This window comes from Fulvivirga imtechensis AK7, assembly GCF_000331535.1.
In the GTDB taxonomy this organism is placed as follows: Bacteria; Bacteroidota; Bacteroidia; order Cytophagales; family Cyclobacteriaceae; genus Fulvivirga; species Fulvivirga imtechensis.
Genome location: NZ_AMZN01000083.1, coordinates 23,363 through 39,254 on the forward strand (window position 1 = coordinate 23,363; position 15,892 = coordinate 39,254).

The window sequence follows — 15,892 nt, forward strand, 5'->3', positions numbered from 1 at the left end:
TAGAGTTTTCTTCAACCCTACTTTTGAAACAGGCTTCCTACTTTTTTTCTAAAAATGCTCACTGGGTCCTGTCTGAAAATTTTGTTGAGCATGTGGTAGAGTTCCGGGTGTTTTTTCCTGAATAGGTTAGGGCGCTGAAAGAAGTACTCCGCAGCCACCGGAAGAAATTCCTCTTCACTGGTAGCTCCATAAGGATTAATGTCTGATCTATTGCTTTTGATCTTATTCATTTCCTGATGCATTAATCTTAACCATGGTTCTGCATATTGATGTTCCATAAGCACATCAGGCACGCCATCTATACTACCATCAGATTCATCAATTAGGTGTACGAATTCGTGTATGCCCACATTCTTTTTGTGCTGAGGATGGATAAATCCGAAATGAAGATCTTTTTTTGACAAAAGCATTTTACCATTGACTATGCCGTTGCCTACCATGCCGGATATATAGCGATCTTCTCCAGCAGTTTCAAAATTTTGATTAAATGAATTAGAATACAGCAATACTTCATCTAACTGATCGTATTCCCACTGTGAAAATGCGAAAATTGGGATGACTGCACTGCTGGCTACTAAAAGCCTGTCAAGATCACCTACATCTGTGTCTATTCCGGTTATTTTCTTTTCGAAAAGGAAGAGGTACACTTCACGCTCAAACTGTTCCTTTTTCTTTATGTCCAGTTCCCGGTAAAATCTGACATTTTCCTGAAGTATTTCTCGCCACCCTTCAGGAAAGGCTTTCTGAAGATTTCTGTTTCTCTGTCTTATCTTTCTTGTAAGGTGTCGAAATAGAAGCCAGGAGAACAAGAAGCAAACGGGGATTACAACAGCTAATGTTGTGGTATCATTGTTGTAAATCGGGTACAGGAACATGAGGAATATCATGAATACGGTTGCTGCTATAAAATAGTCAAAAAAGGAGGGTTGGAGGGGTGTAGCCATATTTGAACTCAAAGCGTTTGTACAAACAAAGCCAAGGCCAATTCTATACAAAAATATAGTTGCTTCAAGGAAGTATTCTTACTGATTAAGAATATTTATTATCAGACGGGTAAGCTCTTCAAGGGCTTCTTTGTCCTGTATGATGTAGTCACGCAGGCCGTTTTCTACGAAAGCATTTCGAAGATTGACATTGATATCATTAAGGATCAGTACTTTCTGATTGGGATTGGCCTCAATAATATTGTCGAGTGTATCCTTTCCGCTTATGGCATTGGGGAGGCCATTATTAATAAAAAAATTGAGAAGTATCAGGTCCGGGTTGAGATGCAGGTTGTCGAGACAGCTTTTTCCGGTAGCAAAATTCTTGACCTTAAACTTAAAGGCTTCACCGCTGCTATTGGATCTCAGTTCCAGTTTGCTGAAATGAGTGTTAATAATTTGAAGGAAAAACGGATCATCATCCACAACAAAAACCAGTAACTCCTCCTGGCGTGGGGCAGTGTTAGAATCTTCTAGTTCAGAAGGAAACTTAATATGAATGATGTCGCCTGTGGCTTGTTGAGTATTTCGATATTCATCTACTTTACTTAGAGAAAAACGTGGCATTCAGGTTAACAGGGTTATTGATAATAAAAGCATCCCCTACTTCACGAAACCTTACATCACACAAAAATAACATTTTTGTTATATTTTCATAACGTTTTGGAAAATGTTGCGGTTTATATGTTTGTTAAACCCACACCTGTCCCTCTGAACACTTCTCAATGCTTTTAAGTTAAGAGTAAAATTCCTTCTTAGAAGTACAGTCATCTCGCCTGTCCCGAGCTTGGCCTCGGGGAACAGTGGGAGAGATTCATGCACCTTTGGAATAGTTACTTGTGCATAGGTCCCTCTCCCGATATGAAATCAGATATGAAATAGGGATGGGGTAACATTCTTAATATTATTGGGAGAGTGATTTAGGGTGTAAGGGGCGGGTGTGGGTAAAGAAAAACCCCCGGGAGTTATTCTATCCGGGGGTTTGATGTATTAAAAGCTTTATAACTTAACTATTTCTCCTGCAGGAAAGGATACCTGTAGTCCACAGGGGGTACGAAAGTTTCCTTAATAGTTCTGGGTGATACCCAACGCAACAGGTTAAGTGCAGATCCTGCTTTGTCATTAGTTCCGGATGCTCTTGAGCCTCCGAATGGTTGCTGTCCTACAACAGCTCCTGTCGGCTTATCGTTGATATAGAAATTACCTGCGGCATTTACCAGTTTTTTGGAGGCAAGCTCAATAGCATACCTGTCTTTTGCCAAAATTGATCCGGTAAGCGCATAAGGAGAAGTGCTGTTCACGAGCTCCAGTGTTTCCTCGTATCTCTCAGCCTGGTAAACGTATATGGTCACCACCGGGCCAAAGATCTCCTCGCACATGGTAAGCGACTGCGGGTCTTTGGAATGCACAACCGTAGGTTCGATGAAATATCCTTTCGACTTATCATAATTTCCTCCGGCAACGATGTCATTCATATCATTCGCTTTAACCCTGTCTATATAGCTTGCAATTTTATCAAATGCACGCTCATCAATTACCGCATTCACAAAATTGGAGAAATCCTCAGTAACTCCCATTTTGATAGACTTCAGATCTTCCTGGATATATTTCTTCACGTCATCCCAAAGGTTGGAAGGTACATATACCCTTGATGCTGCGGAACACTTTTGTCCCTGATATTCAAATGCACCCCTTACAATAGCAGTTGCCAGTTCCTTAGCATTGGCTGATTTATGTGCCATAATAAAGTCCTTACCACCTGTTTCACCTACAATGCGTGGGTATGTTTTGTATTTATCAATATTCTGACCGATAGTTTTCCAAAGGTTTTTAAATACACCTGTGCTACCGGTGAAATGCAGTCCGGCAAAATCGGGGTGGTTGAATATAACACCACCTGCAGTTGGTCCGTCAACATACACCAGGTTGATAACACCATCAGGTAAGCCTGCTTCTTTAAACACTTCCATGATCACCTGGGCAGAATAGATTTGAGTAAAAGCCGGCTTCCAAACAACAGTGTTGCCCATGAGAGCGGCAGATGCCGGCAGGTTTCCAGCTATGGCGGTGAAGTTAAAAGGAGTAATGGCAAAAACGAATCCTTCCAGCGGTCTGTATTCCAAACGATTCCATACACCTGGTGAAGACTCGGGCTGATCCTGGTAGATCTGTACCATGTAATGTGCATTAAATCGCAAAAAGTCGATCAATTCGCAAGCTGAGTCAATTTCTGCCTGAAATGCATTTTTAGACTGTCCAAGCATCGTAGCCGCGTTGATCTTAGCGCGATACGGACCTGCAAGCAGGTCAGCAGCTTTTAAGAAAATACTGGCCCGATGCTCCCACGCCAATTCTGCCCATGCTTCTTTGGCGCCAAGGGCTGCGTTGATCGCCTGTTCCACATGAGAAGCATCACCTTCATGAAAATGACCCAACAAATGCTGGTGATCATGAGGGGGGTTCAGAGGCTTTTTCTTTCCGGTTCTTACTTCTTCTGCACCAATATACATCGGTATATCAGCTTGTTTTGACCTGGCTTCCTCAAGGGCTTTTTTTAAGTTAGCTCTTTCAGATGAACCCGGTGCATATGAAAGCACTGGTTCGTTTTTGGGAAGGGGCACAGTATAAACTCCTTTTGGCATTTCCTTTAAAATTAAAAGATCAACAATCGATTTAGACCGCAAATTTAGGCCATAACTTTTTAATATCCGACCCGTCAGAGAATATTCATTAATTGGCTGAGGCAGTTAATTTCCAGGTGGATATCTTCTTTATGGATTCTTTTATAAGGATTGAAGTAAATGGAATCTATAGATGCATTTTTTGCGCCTAATATGTCTGCTTTAAGGTTGTCACCCACCATTAAACTTTCTGCAGTAGTTGCCCCTGCAGTTTTCACTGCGTGGTGAAATATTTCCCGGGAGGGCTTGCGATAACCTATTGTTTCAGAGGTGATCATCCCATTGAAATAGCCTTTCAGGTTAGAATGGCTGATCTTGATCTCCTGTACATCGTCAAAGCCATTGGTAAGAATGTATAGTTTATACTTACTGCTCAGGTATCGAAGCACATCATGCGTATAGGGAAAAAGATTCGTCTTGGCGGGGCACTGTAAAATGTAATCATCGGATATGCGCAAAGCAAGTTCAGGATCACTCACCTTAAAATGATTGAGCACCCGCCCGAATCTCTCATTTCTGATAACAGACCGATCGATAGCCCCTTGGTGGTATTGGCTCCATAGTCCTGAATTGACCTCCCCAAAGCGATGATAAAACTGATCGAATGAAAAGCCTCCCAATGTATGGAGTTGGTAGTTGTGGTACAGATCGTTCAGTGTTTCGTGTGAGTTTTTATCATAGTCCCATAGAGTATGATCAAGATCAAAAAAAATTACACGATAGTTGCGCATTATCGCTGCCAGTTTCTGGTTTGAAGTTTGTTCAGCGCCAGCTCTCTGTTGGAGTGCATGGTCTTATAGGTTTCATAATCAGTTTTGAGCACCTGATCTTTATGCAAGAACTGAAATATCTGGTTGATAATTTCATATACCTCATCTTTCAGGTAATAAAACACCCACTGATCGTGTTTTCTGGTGTTGAGAATGCCGGAATTTTTTAAGTATATCAGGTGTCTTGATGTCTTCGTTTGTGTAAAATCAAGGATCTGTTCCAGGTCTGATATGCACATCTCCTTGTTCCTGAAAATCAGATGGAGTATTCGCAGGCGTGATTCGTCAGAGCATGCTTTGAAGATCTGTGAGCCAAAAGACAAACTGAAGTTTTTTAGTCGCATAATTATGGTCAGGGTTGAACCAAAATTAAAATAAATACCGAACAATATAAGGATAATTGGTGTTCAATTGATATCTTCGGAATTCCAATACATCCATAGTTTTAGTACGTTGAAGTGTTTGAAAAAGGTTCGTGGAAAGTATTTATGGCTAGTGGTGCTTCTACCGCTATGTTTCCTCCTATCCGTCAGTAAGTCACAGGCTCAGGGGCAAAAAAAAGTAATACAACTTTCCGGTATTATCCTGGGAGAGGATAGTGTTTCAGGGGTACCTGGCGTGCATGTGTATGTGCCTAAGGCCGGAAGAGGAACAACTACCAATCGTGTAGGATACTTTTCGATGCCTACACTGGTGGGAGATGAGATTGTGATTAGCGCTATTGGATACCAGAAGCAGTATTATCGTGTGCCTGATACAGATAAAGAGAACCTGACGATCTTGGTTGAACTGGTATCAGATACAACTTATCTGGAGACGGTGGAGATCATGCCATTTCCTACAGAAGAGATATTCAAAGAAGCCGTACTGGCGCTTAACCTGCCTGTAGACACAGAGGTCAATGACCAAAACCTGAACCAGCAACTGCTGGCCCTGATGCTGCAAACTACACCAATGGACGGAGCGCTTAACCACCGGTACTATATCGACAACTGGGTTCAATACCAAAATGATCGCTTCGGCCCGCGCCCTAACCCGCTACTCAACCCATTTAACTGGGCGAATTTTTTTAAATCCCTAAAAAATAAGCAGTAATTATACTACCAGGGAGATGACAATAAGGATGAATAAGACCATATACACTACTCCTATCAACCACTTATAAAATTTAAATTCTGCGCCTGTCATGTTCATCACGTTAAAAAATTTATTTAAAGATGAAGTAGCACAAGCTGTGCCAAGTGTATAAAAGGCCTATACAGTAAAAATTTAAAGCTTCTGCCTGGTATTTCCCCTCAGGCACAATGCAAATTAGGGAATATTTCCCATATTGGGATGATGGTTGGTTAATTTTAGTTGAGTGAAATTTTATCTTTGTTGCGTAAATGAAGAAACTTTATCTAATAGCAGGATGTAATGGGGCTGGAAAAACGACAGCCTCATACTATTTTGCCAGAGATACTAGATTGCAGGGAATTTGTTAATGCTGACGAGATAGCGCGAGGCCTGTCACCTTTTCAGCCGGAAAAGGCAGGCATACAAGCAGGGAGATTAATGTTGACGAGAATTAAGAATTTACTTAAAATCGGGGAAAACTTTGCTTTTGAAACAACTTTGTCAACAAAAAGCTATGTTAGCCTTATTAAGATGCTAAACGAGAGGGCTATAAAACCACTTTGCTTTTCTTTTGGTTGAATTCTCCTGATCTGGCTGTTTCGCGAGTTAAAATTCGAGTGAAAGAAGGTGGGCATAATATACCGGAAAAAGTAATACGAAGAAGGTACTCTGGTGGATTATATAATTTTTTTAAATTATATATGCCCATAGTTGACAATTGGATGTTTATAAATAATTCAGGCGAGCCTTATCAGGTTATTGCAGAAGGGTCAGTGAACGAGCTTGATATTACGAATGTTAATTTATTGAAGCAACTAAATGCTGAATACAATGGATGACAACAAGTATTTTAAAGACGAAAGAGACAAAATCATAAAAGGTCTTGAGGAGACATACCGAAAATTAATTGAATTCAAAAAGCAAAAAAAGACTCCTATAGTTGTATCAAAAAATGGTGAGATTGTGGAGATTAATCCGAACGAAATACAGCCTACCACATCCTACTGGCGTAAAATCATCTAGATAGTTTTTTCAGTAGCTCTTGCGCTTCTTTATATTTGGATGACTCGGGAGGAATATTTTTTAACGCAGCTATGCAAGCCCTTTTGTCTCCTTGTTTCAGATAGCTTAATGCCAAATACCAATTGGCAGTGGGAGCATAAATGCTATTCCCCTGTTCTATCGCCTTTAGATGCACTTCAGCTCGTGTATATTCTCCTATTTCTATGAGAGAAAGTGCCAGGTATAGTTTAATGTTGATATGATCAGGATTTGAGGCTAACAACTCTTCCAGATGCTGGCTCGCTTTGGTATACTGCCCACTGTTAAAAGCAGCTTCGGCAGATTGAGTGAGCAATTGTTCGTTTTCACTCCGGCTGCTGAGGGTTAAAGGTTCGTAATGCGCGTACTCCTCGTAGGTGGGGGTAGATTGTAGATTGAGGATGTAGACAAAGCTGATGAGTAGTAGTAAGCTGGCTGCTGCTGCCCAGTAAACACGACTTTTTAGCGAGATGACCTTTCCCTTCTGATTCGTTTCATTAAAGTGGCCGGCAGAAACATGCCCAATAGTGCGTTTTAGATTTTCCTCGCCCTCTTTTCTGTCAACTCGTGCTTGCAGGTGGCTGTTGATAGCCAAATATGTCTCAACAGTAGCTGCAAATTCCGGATCTGCTGCCATGCGCGCCTCGAAGCGCGCCAATTCCTCACCTTCCAGTTCTTTTTGAAGGTAGCTTTCTATTTGCTGATAGTCTCTTTCATCCATGGCTATTGATCATTCAAATTTTTAAACGCATTCGATCCTCGAACAAGTTCTGTTAAGCGGCCCATGCACAGTGACTTCTTCTTGCGAAGATAGGCGTAGGTAACTCCCAATTTCTCCGCAACAGTCTGCAATGATTTGATTTCCAGCGTCAGCTTGATGATTTCTCGGCACTTTTCACTAATAGCATTAAGCTGTTCTTCTATGATCTTACTTTTGAGCTCATAGCGTTCCGTACTGTCGGCTACTTGTTCTGCCGCTATATCCAGAGATGTTAATTCATCATCAATTGTTACCTCTTTTCTGTGATTTTCTTTTAAATAGTTTAGCCATCGTCTTTTGCATAGCAGAAAAAAATAGGCCTCAAATGGACACGTCAGCACCAGGCCCTTCTCATAAGCCTGCCTGTAAATAACGAGTAGTGTTTCCTGGATAACATCCCGGGCCTGTGATTCATCTCCATTGTTCTTTTTAATGTATGCTACCACTTTAGCAGACCATTTTTCATAGATCTCCCGGACCAGTACACTGTCATTGTTCAACAATGCATCGATATATCGTTGATCCTCATGTGGTTCTGATTCCTTCATGGATTGCAAGTACAACTATAAAAAGCAAAGCCACAATTTAATAGATACTTTTTAAAAAAAAATTTCAAACGGGGTAACAAAATAAAAAGCAGTTGATACAGGGGTACAAACTTTAAAATTAATACACATGAAAACTTCAAAATTATTTTTTAAATCCCTCTTGGTTTTAAGTATTCTGGTGACAACCCTCATAGGTTGTAAAGACGATGATAGCAATGTAATCCATGATATAAAAATGCCTGACGGAGAAGCTCTGCAGCAAAAATATTCAGACTATATAGAAGACGCTAAGCAGCATTTTACTGCTACAGCGGAAAATGGCGTATCTATAGTGGGAGAGAGAGGTACGCAACTGACCTTTTATTCTGGCGCTTTTACTGATGCAGAAGGCAATGAGGTTGTGGGTGAGGTAGATATTGAGCTGATTGAGATCTTTGACAAAGCTGAAATGCTGCTTTCGAAAAAGACGACACAGGGCAGGCAGGAAGATGGTTCTATCGCTACTCTGATATCTGGTGGTGAATTTTTCATTAATGCCAAACAAGACGGAGAGCAGCTCTTCTTAAAACCAGGAATGGGCTTTCAGCTTGTGGTAAAGGCAGATCCCAATGAAGAAGGAATAATGGATATGCAGCTTTTTGTGAATGAAAATGAAGAGTGCCTGGAAGCCGATTGTGATGTAGTGTGGGTGGAAGTACAGCAGCGTTTGGAAGTGGGTGATACCCCTAATGGTGAAGGCGGTACCTACTATGCCTTCGCTGATAATTTCGGATGGACTAACATTGATAGGTGGTACAGCGATCCGAGGCCAAAGACTACAATTTTTGTAGATGTACCTGAAGGGTATGACAACACCAATTGTACTGTATATCTGTCATATGACGGGGAACCTAATGCGCTGGCCAGATTCGATGTATATGACACTGAAATGGAAATGTTTACTGAGCATTACGGCCTGATTCCTATTGGCCTGGAAGTTCATTTTATTATAGTCTCCATTGTAGACGATCAGTATCATTATGCCATCCAGGGAGCGACTATAGGGGAAAATCACGTAGAGGTGATCAGTGAATTAGCTCCCACTACAGAGGCTGAACTTATTCAATTGATAGAGGATCTGCCATAAGCAGTTTATTGGTTCTCCACTATATTTTATATAATTGTAAGGTAGCTTTCCTGTTTTACGGGAAGGTTACCTATTATAAATGAATAAGAATGGATAGCTGGTTGTCGCAATTAATGACTACCAGATGATTTACCTCTAGATATTTACACTTTTTGACATAGACTGCCATAGGAAATTAAATCCACCATTATGTTAAAACTATCAGGCATTATTCTGGCGCTCCTGACTGTATCTTTTGCCACTTCTGCTCAGGTGATGCAGGATACTACCAGCCGAAAAGCTGATATTATCATTGAACAAAGCGGCAACAAGGCATCATTTTCGGCTCAAACACCGCCATTGATACAGATTTCCGGCGCTCCTCAGGCTTTTTACACCTACTTCTGGGAGTTTGGCGATGGAAACTACAGCTTTAAAGAAAACCCCGAGCATGTGTACAAGGATAAAGGGGAGTATGAGGTGCGGCTACAAGTCACCAATAACTATGACAATGGCAAACCACCACCCAGCAGGCCCCAGCCGGTTAAAGTAGGTAGTATTGATCATCAGCCTCTTCCTGTTGTCGAAGAATACGAATCTGAAGGCCTGGCAATGCTAAAAACCCGGGAGCCCGTTCCCGATGAAGAGATGGTGGTGGTGATGAGCTATGAAAACAAGCTGGCATCCGGCACCAATGGCAAGTTATACCTATACTTTAATGAAAGGAAGTTCAAAGCCAGTAACTTTAAAATAGTGGAGGTGAGAACGCACCATGGGGAGCGGCAGGTGGAAAATATGCTTCTTTCTCAATATTTTAATACAATGACGGAGGAGTCGCAGTGGGCATCATTATCATCTGGCCAGGCTGGGCTTCGGTATTTTGGAGAGGGAGATTCTACAAAGAGGAAACATATTTTCGTCACTATCGATGAGTCTGAGCAGGAGTTTAGCGATAAACTGATTTTTGATTTTAGAGACCTTGCTCCCGGGCAGAGGCGCAATATCTTCTTTACATTCAAAACCACCCCTGAAATGATCAAAGATACCAGTGCCATTGTTAAGATCAGAGGCGTATTTGTACCAGACGAGCGTTCAGGGAATCACCAGGTGGAAGACCTGGAAATGGAGATCACAACTTCTCATGATCCCAATAAAATGGCCGTTTCCGATACGCGGCTAAACTACCGGACCAGAAAGCATAAAAAGCTGAAGTATAAAGTGCGCTTCCAAAACAATGGAGAGGGACCCGCCACTACTATAAAGCTGGATGTAGATGTGCCCGATATTATGGATAAAAGTTCACTGGAAGTGCTTGATATGCATCCAAAATGCCCCATATGCCCTGATAATGTACCTCAGGTGAGCTACAGTTGCCTGGATACACTATTTTCTGAAAGCCAGATCTCCTTTATATTCAGGAATATTTATCTGCCGGGGAGCAGGCAAAAGGGCGTGGAAAAATATGATTCTACAAAAGGATTTGTTCAGTACCGGGTGAAGCTGAAGGAAAAGGCTCCCAAAGTTAATTCTACAAGCCGAACAGCTATTATTTTTGACAAAAACGAACCTATTTTGACCAACTATGCTAAAACGCGCTTCAAGCCCGGGCTTTCTTTGGGGGCAATGGCAGGTTACAAGGCTATTCGTGGACTGGAGGATAGCAAAGACTATTTCTTTGGAGTCGCGGTATCACCCTATATGCCGCATCACGGCTATTTACAGGCTGAACTACAGATGAGTATTGGCAGTTATAAAGATTTTAATGCCTATGAAGTTAGGACCCCATTTCCCAATGGCATAGAGCTGACGGATATCGAATCGGTGACGGAAGACTTTGAATATAACTACCTGAACATCACGTTGGTGCCAGCTTCTTACAGGTATAATATTAGCCGGTTTCTAGGCTTCGGAGGAGGGGTGCAGGTGAGCACCAAACTTTTCGAGAGGGAGCAGGTATCCAGAGACTATCAATATTTTATCGAATTTGATGGTGGTCGTGAACCGAGCCTGGACAGGAACCGGACGGAGACAGTGCAGGCAACAGAACGCACTACAGATTTTAACTTTGGAGTTTTTACCGGTGTTGATGCCGGTGTGGATAGGATTGGTCCGCGAGCAGGCGTAAGGTATATCTATCAGGCCCGGGTACCTCACAACCAGTGGATGTTTTACCTGATGTGGAAGTTTTAGAGGATTTGATGGTATGAGGCTTCTGTATTTTTATATCCTGATTTTTCTTGCTTTTGGTCATGCATACGGCCAGACAAAGATGGCCAATGATTTTCAGAGGCAGATTGATTATTTTCAACAAAATGATAGCCTTGCCGCATTTACCTATACCTGTCTCGATGAATTTTTGAAGCATAAAGATTTTTCAATCCTTGAGGAGATGCGCCGGAAGCAATGGCGCATGCCTGAGTCAGCTCCGGAGGCACTTGCTTTGGTTATTTTACTTTCTAATGAGGGTTACTATCGCCTGCGCTATAGCCAAATAGCCATGGCAGTTGGTGCTTATGAAGAGGCGTGGAGGCATTTTCAGCGATATGATTTTCAGGATTTTGATATAATAGAATATTGTCTGAAACCATTGGGTAATGCTTATAGCATGTTGGGAGATTATACAAGTGCAGAAAATATTATTAAAAGCTATCTGCTACGAGCGCGGCAGCAGGATAATAGCGAACAGGTAGTGGCAGCATTGATCAATTTATCGATCGTCTATCATGACACTGGACAGTATGAAAGAGCTGTTGACGTACTACATAGGGCCATTGGTGAGCCGGCTTTTTCTGATAAGGCCGGACTTGTCCATTCCAACCTGGCTAAAAGCTATTTGCAGTTGGGGCAATTGTGGCAAGCTAAGGCTTCTGCGTTAAGAGCATTAAAACTTTTTAAAAAGAAAGAATCAGATAATACAAGCCATCTTTTAAATACGTATAGTACATTGTCATTGGTTAGTCTGGAAGAAAAAGACACTTTAAAGGCGCTTGGTTTTCTGGAGCAGGCAGCGGGGCTACCTAGTGGCGCCAAGGGAGTAAGTATAAGGGAATCGGCCAAGGTGAGCATTCAAATTTCAGGAATTCAGACAGCTTTGGGTAATTATGAAGCTGCGCTGGCCGGATATAGAACAACATTATTGGGCCTTATTCCAAAATGGAACAAGAAGGGATTGCCCGATGATACATTATTGTATGCCGAAAATACCTTAAAGGAACTTTTTGATGGTATGGCAGCAGTGTATCTTAATGCAGATTCCTTGGATGAGGCACTTCAATGCTATAAAAAGAGCTTTGAAGTAGAGGAATTGCTAAAAGCTACCTACAGCTATAGGGAATCAAAATACCTGTTACAAAATGAGAACAGGGAGCGGACGGAGCGTGTTATTGGCCTGTACTATATGCTTTTTCAGAAATATGGGGATAGTCGCTACTTGCAACAGGCTTTTATTATAGCAGAACGAACCAAGTCTATTGCGCTGAAAGATGAGCTGAACAGCCGGAGTACCTGGTCTAAATTGGCTAATGACTCGTTGTGGCTGAAAAAAAATGAACTTATCCGTCAGAAAGCCCTGGTGGAAAATGCACTGATACAAGAGCAGTTGAAGGGAGCGACAGCAGACATAACTGTTATTCAAGGATTTATCGAGGCTAAAAATAAACTTACTCTTGATTCAAAGGAGCTGGAACGTTTTGTTAGTAGTGATTTTGATCGTTTTGAAAAGCAACTCCAACAGCTCAGCTTGCCAGCTCTTGAGACGAAATTGGAGAAAGATGGCGTTACACTGGTAGAATACTTCTTTGGTACGGAGTCATTGTATGTTTTTGTGCTTAACGGGAGTACGGTTGAATTGTATCGTGATGCTGATATTGAGGGACTTCGACAATTGGTGAAGGATTACAGCAGCTTTTTTGTTGATGAGGCAAAGATCAATGCTGCACCAAAGGCCTTTGCACAGGTCTCTTGGAAGCTATACAGTAGGCTGTTTCCTATACAGCCCAACACACCAATGTTCATTATTCCTGATGGGTTGCTTAATTTTCTGCCCTTTGAACCGCTGCTGACGGAGGTGCCGGTTTCTGGCGATTATGGAATGTGGCCCTGGTTACTGACCAAAGCACCGATTCTTTATCAATATTCGGGTACTTCCTACCTTCGGACGGAGCAGTTTGGTTCTTTTTCTTCCAATAAGATCCTGGGTATTTTTCCTCATTTTGAAGACACTGACAGGTATCTGAAGTATTCAGAAGAAGAGGTAGACCATATTTCGGAGTATTTAAAGGGGGATTTTTTTCAACAGCAGCAAGCCACCAAACAGGCTTTTGTTGATCATGCTGCAAATTACCCTGTTATTCATCTTTCTACACATGCAAAAGCCGGAGGAATTTATGAGCCGCCCTCTATTGCCTTTATAGATTCGGCTCTATATCTCCCTGAGATATATGGGATGAATTTGCAAACGGAATTGCTGGTGCTGGGAGCCTGTGAAACAGGGATCGGGAAGCTTTATAGAGGGGAAGGACCGTTAAGCCTGGCCAGCGGCTTTTTTCATGCGGGTGTTAAAAATATTGTACTATCACTTTGGAAGGTCAATGATTTTTCTACCTCGAAGCTAATGGCCAATTTTTATAGCCATTATGCTCAACTACCGCAGCCACACCTGGCATTATACCAGGCTAAAGTAGATTATCTTTTAGACGATAAAATAAGTATTGATAAGAAGTCTCCTTATTACTGGGCATCATTTGTTTACTATGGAGGTACTCAGGCCCATCGGCAACGTGAGCCTGCCTACTATTACTACTGTTTGGAAGCGGCAACGATACTATTACTGGCCGGGCTGATTTTTTGGTATCGTGTTATTAAGTAGTGTTTGTAAGAAACCTCCAAATGACTTTAACAAAACGTTTTCCAGAAAGAGCGGGATGAAGTACCAAAAAGCGGAGTCTCGTGCAGTTGCCCATAGCCATTAACTTAACAGTCAATATAGTCCCGGAGGAGATACGCGGTAACTTAAAGAAACTATGACTTTTAGAAACTACATTCACACCTCACCCATCAAAAGCCTGTGTTTTTACTGCAGTCTGTACATCCCTCTCCTTGAGGAGAGGGCGGTTCTTCTGTGCTTATATTTCAGCCTGTTCAAGGGTGAGGTGATAACTCAATGCGAAGAATAAAAATGATTGGATTTAGAGTTTTTCCATCATTTTACGAGGTCTACAGGCATTGAGTTCCTAGCGGAGTTATCGAGGCAAGTTCGGGACAGGCTGGATGACTGCTGCTCTTAAGCATTTTTATATCGAACTCACGTTAGCATATAGTTGTAGCTCATATCGTATCAATTTAATTCATATCGTCTGTACTCCATATAAGCAGCGGTTTTATTGGCTACATCGTCTCCCAACAACTGTTCGATAACATGAAATGATAGATCAATACCTGCCGAAATACCTCCTGAGGTAAATATGCGTTCTGTCTGGATGTAACGCAGCTCCGGATGAGGTATGCCGGTAGGAGCAATCTCCTTCATATGATCATATACCTCATGATGAGTGCAATAAGGTTTGTTATCGAGTAGCCCCAGCTCGCCTAATATTCGTGCGCCAGAACAAATGCTTAGCGTATATTCAGCATTTTCAATTATTGGAAATATCCAGTTCAGAATTTCTCTATTTTTAATGAGCCTGCGCGTGCCTCCTCCTCCGGAAATTATCAAGATATCAATTTGAGGATGGTGAGTGAAATCATAATCCGGATTTACTGACAAACCGTTAACAGCCTTTACAGGTTCTTTAGACGAGCTGATTGTAAAAACATTAAAGAGTTCATAACTATTTAGTTCTGAAGTCACTGAAAACACTTCAAAAGGTCCTGCAAAATCAAGGACTTCAGCATCATCAAAAATGAATATTCCTACGTTTTTTTTCATAAAATGGTTGAGTGTTATCTATTGTAGCCTGGTATTTAATCAGCACGAAAGTTATTATCGATTACCTGGAGCATAAGTGGATGCTATAGTTCTGTTTGTGCTTTCCGAAATATTTTTTATTTTTACCATCAATATATTTTTTGATGGTAAAAATAATATTTCAATTTTAGAGTCAAAAAAAAATGAAAAAAAGAACGCATAATATTTTCGTAGATCAGGGGTACCTGTTGATTACCCACCTTCCATATTTTAGTAGAGTAATCTTATGAACAATCACCCCCGGAGTTTAGCTGCAGAGTTTCATGGCGCATGGCAAAATCCAGATCGCGATTCATTGATTAAGCTTCTTCACGCCCATACCATACTTTACCAACCTCATTTGAAGCCAATAAAAGGCATGGAAAGTGCGTATAAAGAGTTTAAGCTATTTCTGAAATGGGTGCCTCATTTTAAGGGTGAGGTTATCTCCTCCTCATCGGAAGGTAATTTATTATTCATAGAATGGTTTATGTACTTTAGGTTTAAAAACGGGCATCCGTTACGAGTTCGGGCAGTTGATAAAATCATCGTAGAAAATGGTTTGATAAAGGAGAGGTCTGTGTATTTTAATACTCTGCCTGTTATTTTATATATTCTAAAAAGACCCTGGTTATGGTACGGCTATCTAAGATATCGTAGAGCGCTTAGGAAGTAATTTGATCGGTATTATTGTATTATTAATATGAGAGAGTATACGATTCAAATTAGGTCATTCTTGACCCAGCAGAGAGGAAATTAGGAATCTCCTAAATCTTGATACTCCCAGCTAAACGCTGAGCTTTTTTGCTCCCCCTCTTGGGCTTCCCGATATTCGCTACCGCTGCATCGGGATAAACTTCTCGCCCAAGCCATAAACGAAAAAAGCCCAGCTAAACGCTGAGCTTTTTTGCTCCCCCTCTTGGGCTTCCCGATATCCGCTACCG

The 15,892-nt window shown here is 41.5% G+C and carries 14 protein-coding genes; 6 read left to right on the forward strand and 8 right to left on the reverse strand.

Going from position 1 to position 15,892, the window contains the following annotated elements:
* Window positions 1-17 precede the first annotated feature (17 nt).
* The 5 genes from C900_RS22255 to C900_RS22275 form a co-directional block, all read right to left on the reverse strand.
* A complete protein-coding gene (locus tag C900_RS22255) occupies window positions 18-944 on the reverse strand; it encodes a M90 family metallopeptidase (protein WP_221408163.1) in 927 nt (308 codons plus the stop codon).
* A gap of 78 nt (window positions 945-1,022) precedes the next feature.
* Window positions 1,023-1,550, reverse strand: coding sequence for a response regulator (locus tag C900_RS22260; RefSeq protein ID WP_009582510.1), 528 nt, complete (start codon window positions 1,548-1,550; stop codon window positions 1,023-1,025).
* A 443-nt stretch (window positions 1,551-1,993) separates the two neighbouring features.
* Window positions 1,994-3,625 carry an L-glutamate gamma-semialdehyde dehydrogenase gene (pruA, locus tag C900_RS22265; RefSeq protein ID WP_009582511.1) on the reverse strand — a complete coding sequence of 544 codons (1,632 nt, stop codon included), beginning with the start codon at window positions 3,623-3,625 and terminating at the stop codon, window positions 1,994-1,996.
* A gap of 74 nt (window positions 3,626-3,699) precedes the next feature.
* On the reverse strand, window positions 3,700-4,395 hold the full coding sequence (locus C900_RS22270; RefSeq protein WP_009582512.1) for a YjjG family noncanonical pyrimidine nucleotidase: 696 nt from the start codon (window positions 4,393-4,395) through the stop codon (window positions 3,700-3,702).
* Window positions 4,395-4,778, reverse strand: a complete 384-nt coding sequence (locus tag C900_RS22275; protein WP_009582513.1) for an ArsR/SmtB family transcription factor — start codon at window positions 4,776-4,778, stop codon at window positions 4,395-4,397. The genes C900_RS22270 and C900_RS22275 overlap by 1 nt, the downstream gene beginning before the upstream one ends.
* A gap of 118 nt (window positions 4,779-4,896) precedes the next feature.
* Between C900_RS22275 and C900_RS22280 the strand changes: the two genes are divergently transcribed.
* Window positions 4,897-5,529, forward strand: a complete 633-nt coding sequence (locus C900_RS22280) for a carboxypeptidase-like regulatory domain-containing protein (RefSeq protein ID WP_009582514.1) — start codon at window positions 4,897-4,899, stop codon at window positions 5,527-5,529.
* Window positions 5,530-6,381: 852 nt separating this feature from the next.
* Window positions 6,382-6,573: a hypothetical protein gene (locus tag C900_RS22290; RefSeq protein WP_157494132.1), complete on the forward strand. Its 192-nt coding sequence runs from the start codon at window positions 6,382-6,384 to the stop codon at window positions 6,571-6,573.
* On the opposite strand, the gene C900_RS22295 is transcribed toward C900_RS22290, so the two are convergent.
* On the reverse strand, window positions 6,566-7,312 hold the full coding sequence (locus C900_RS22295; protein WP_009582518.1) for a tetratricopeptide repeat protein: 747 nt from the start codon (window positions 7,310-7,312) through the stop codon (window positions 6,566-6,568). The genes C900_RS22290 and C900_RS22295 overlap by 8 nt on opposite strands.
* 2 nt (window positions 7,313-7,314) lie before the next feature.
* Window positions 7,315-7,899: an RNA polymerase sigma factor gene (locus C900_RS22300; protein WP_009582519.1), complete on the reverse strand. Its 585-nt coding sequence runs from the start codon at window positions 7,897-7,899 to the stop codon at window positions 7,315-7,317.
* Between the two features lie 127 nt (window positions 7,900-8,026).
* Here C900_RS22300 and C900_RS22305 point away from each other — a divergent pair, with 127 nt between their 5' ends.
* The 3 genes from C900_RS22305 (at window position 8,027) to C900_RS22315 (ending at window position 13,871) form a co-directional block, all read left to right on the forward strand.
* Window positions 8,027-9,025, forward strand: a complete 999-nt coding sequence (locus C900_RS22305; RefSeq protein ID WP_040497315.1) for a hypothetical protein — start codon at window positions 8,027-8,029, stop codon at window positions 9,023-9,025.
* Window positions 9,026-9,214: 189 nt separating this feature from the next.
* Entirely contained in the window at window positions 9,215-11,194 is a 1,980-nt protein-coding gene (locus tag C900_RS22310; protein ID WP_009582521.1) for a PKD domain-containing protein, read from the forward strand.
* Window positions 11,195-11,207: 13 nt separating this feature from the next.
* Window positions 11,208-13,871 (forward strand): CHAT domain-containing protein, encoded by a 2,664-nt coding sequence (locus C900_RS22315; RefSeq protein ID WP_009582522.1) that lies wholly within the window; start codon window positions 11,208-11,210, stop codon window positions 13,869-13,871.
* 468 nt (window positions 13,872-14,339) lie between these two features.
* Here C900_RS22315 and C900_RS22320 read toward each other — a convergent pair whose 3' ends face one another.
* The gene (locus C900_RS22320; protein WP_009582523.1) at window positions 14,340-14,930 is read right to left on the reverse strand and encodes a DJ-1/PfpI family protein; all 591 of its coding nucleotides are present in this window, start codon (window positions 14,928-14,930) and stop codon (window positions 14,340-14,342) included.
* A 265-nt stretch (window positions 14,931-15,195) separates the two neighbouring features.
* Here C900_RS22320 and C900_RS22325 point away from each other — a divergent pair, with 265 nt between their 5' ends.
* A complete protein-coding gene (locus C900_RS22325; protein ID WP_040497316.1) occupies window positions 15,196-15,624 on the forward strand; it encodes a nuclear transport factor 2 family protein in 429 nt (142 codons plus the stop codon).
* Window positions 15,625-15,892: the final 268 nt, after the last annotated feature.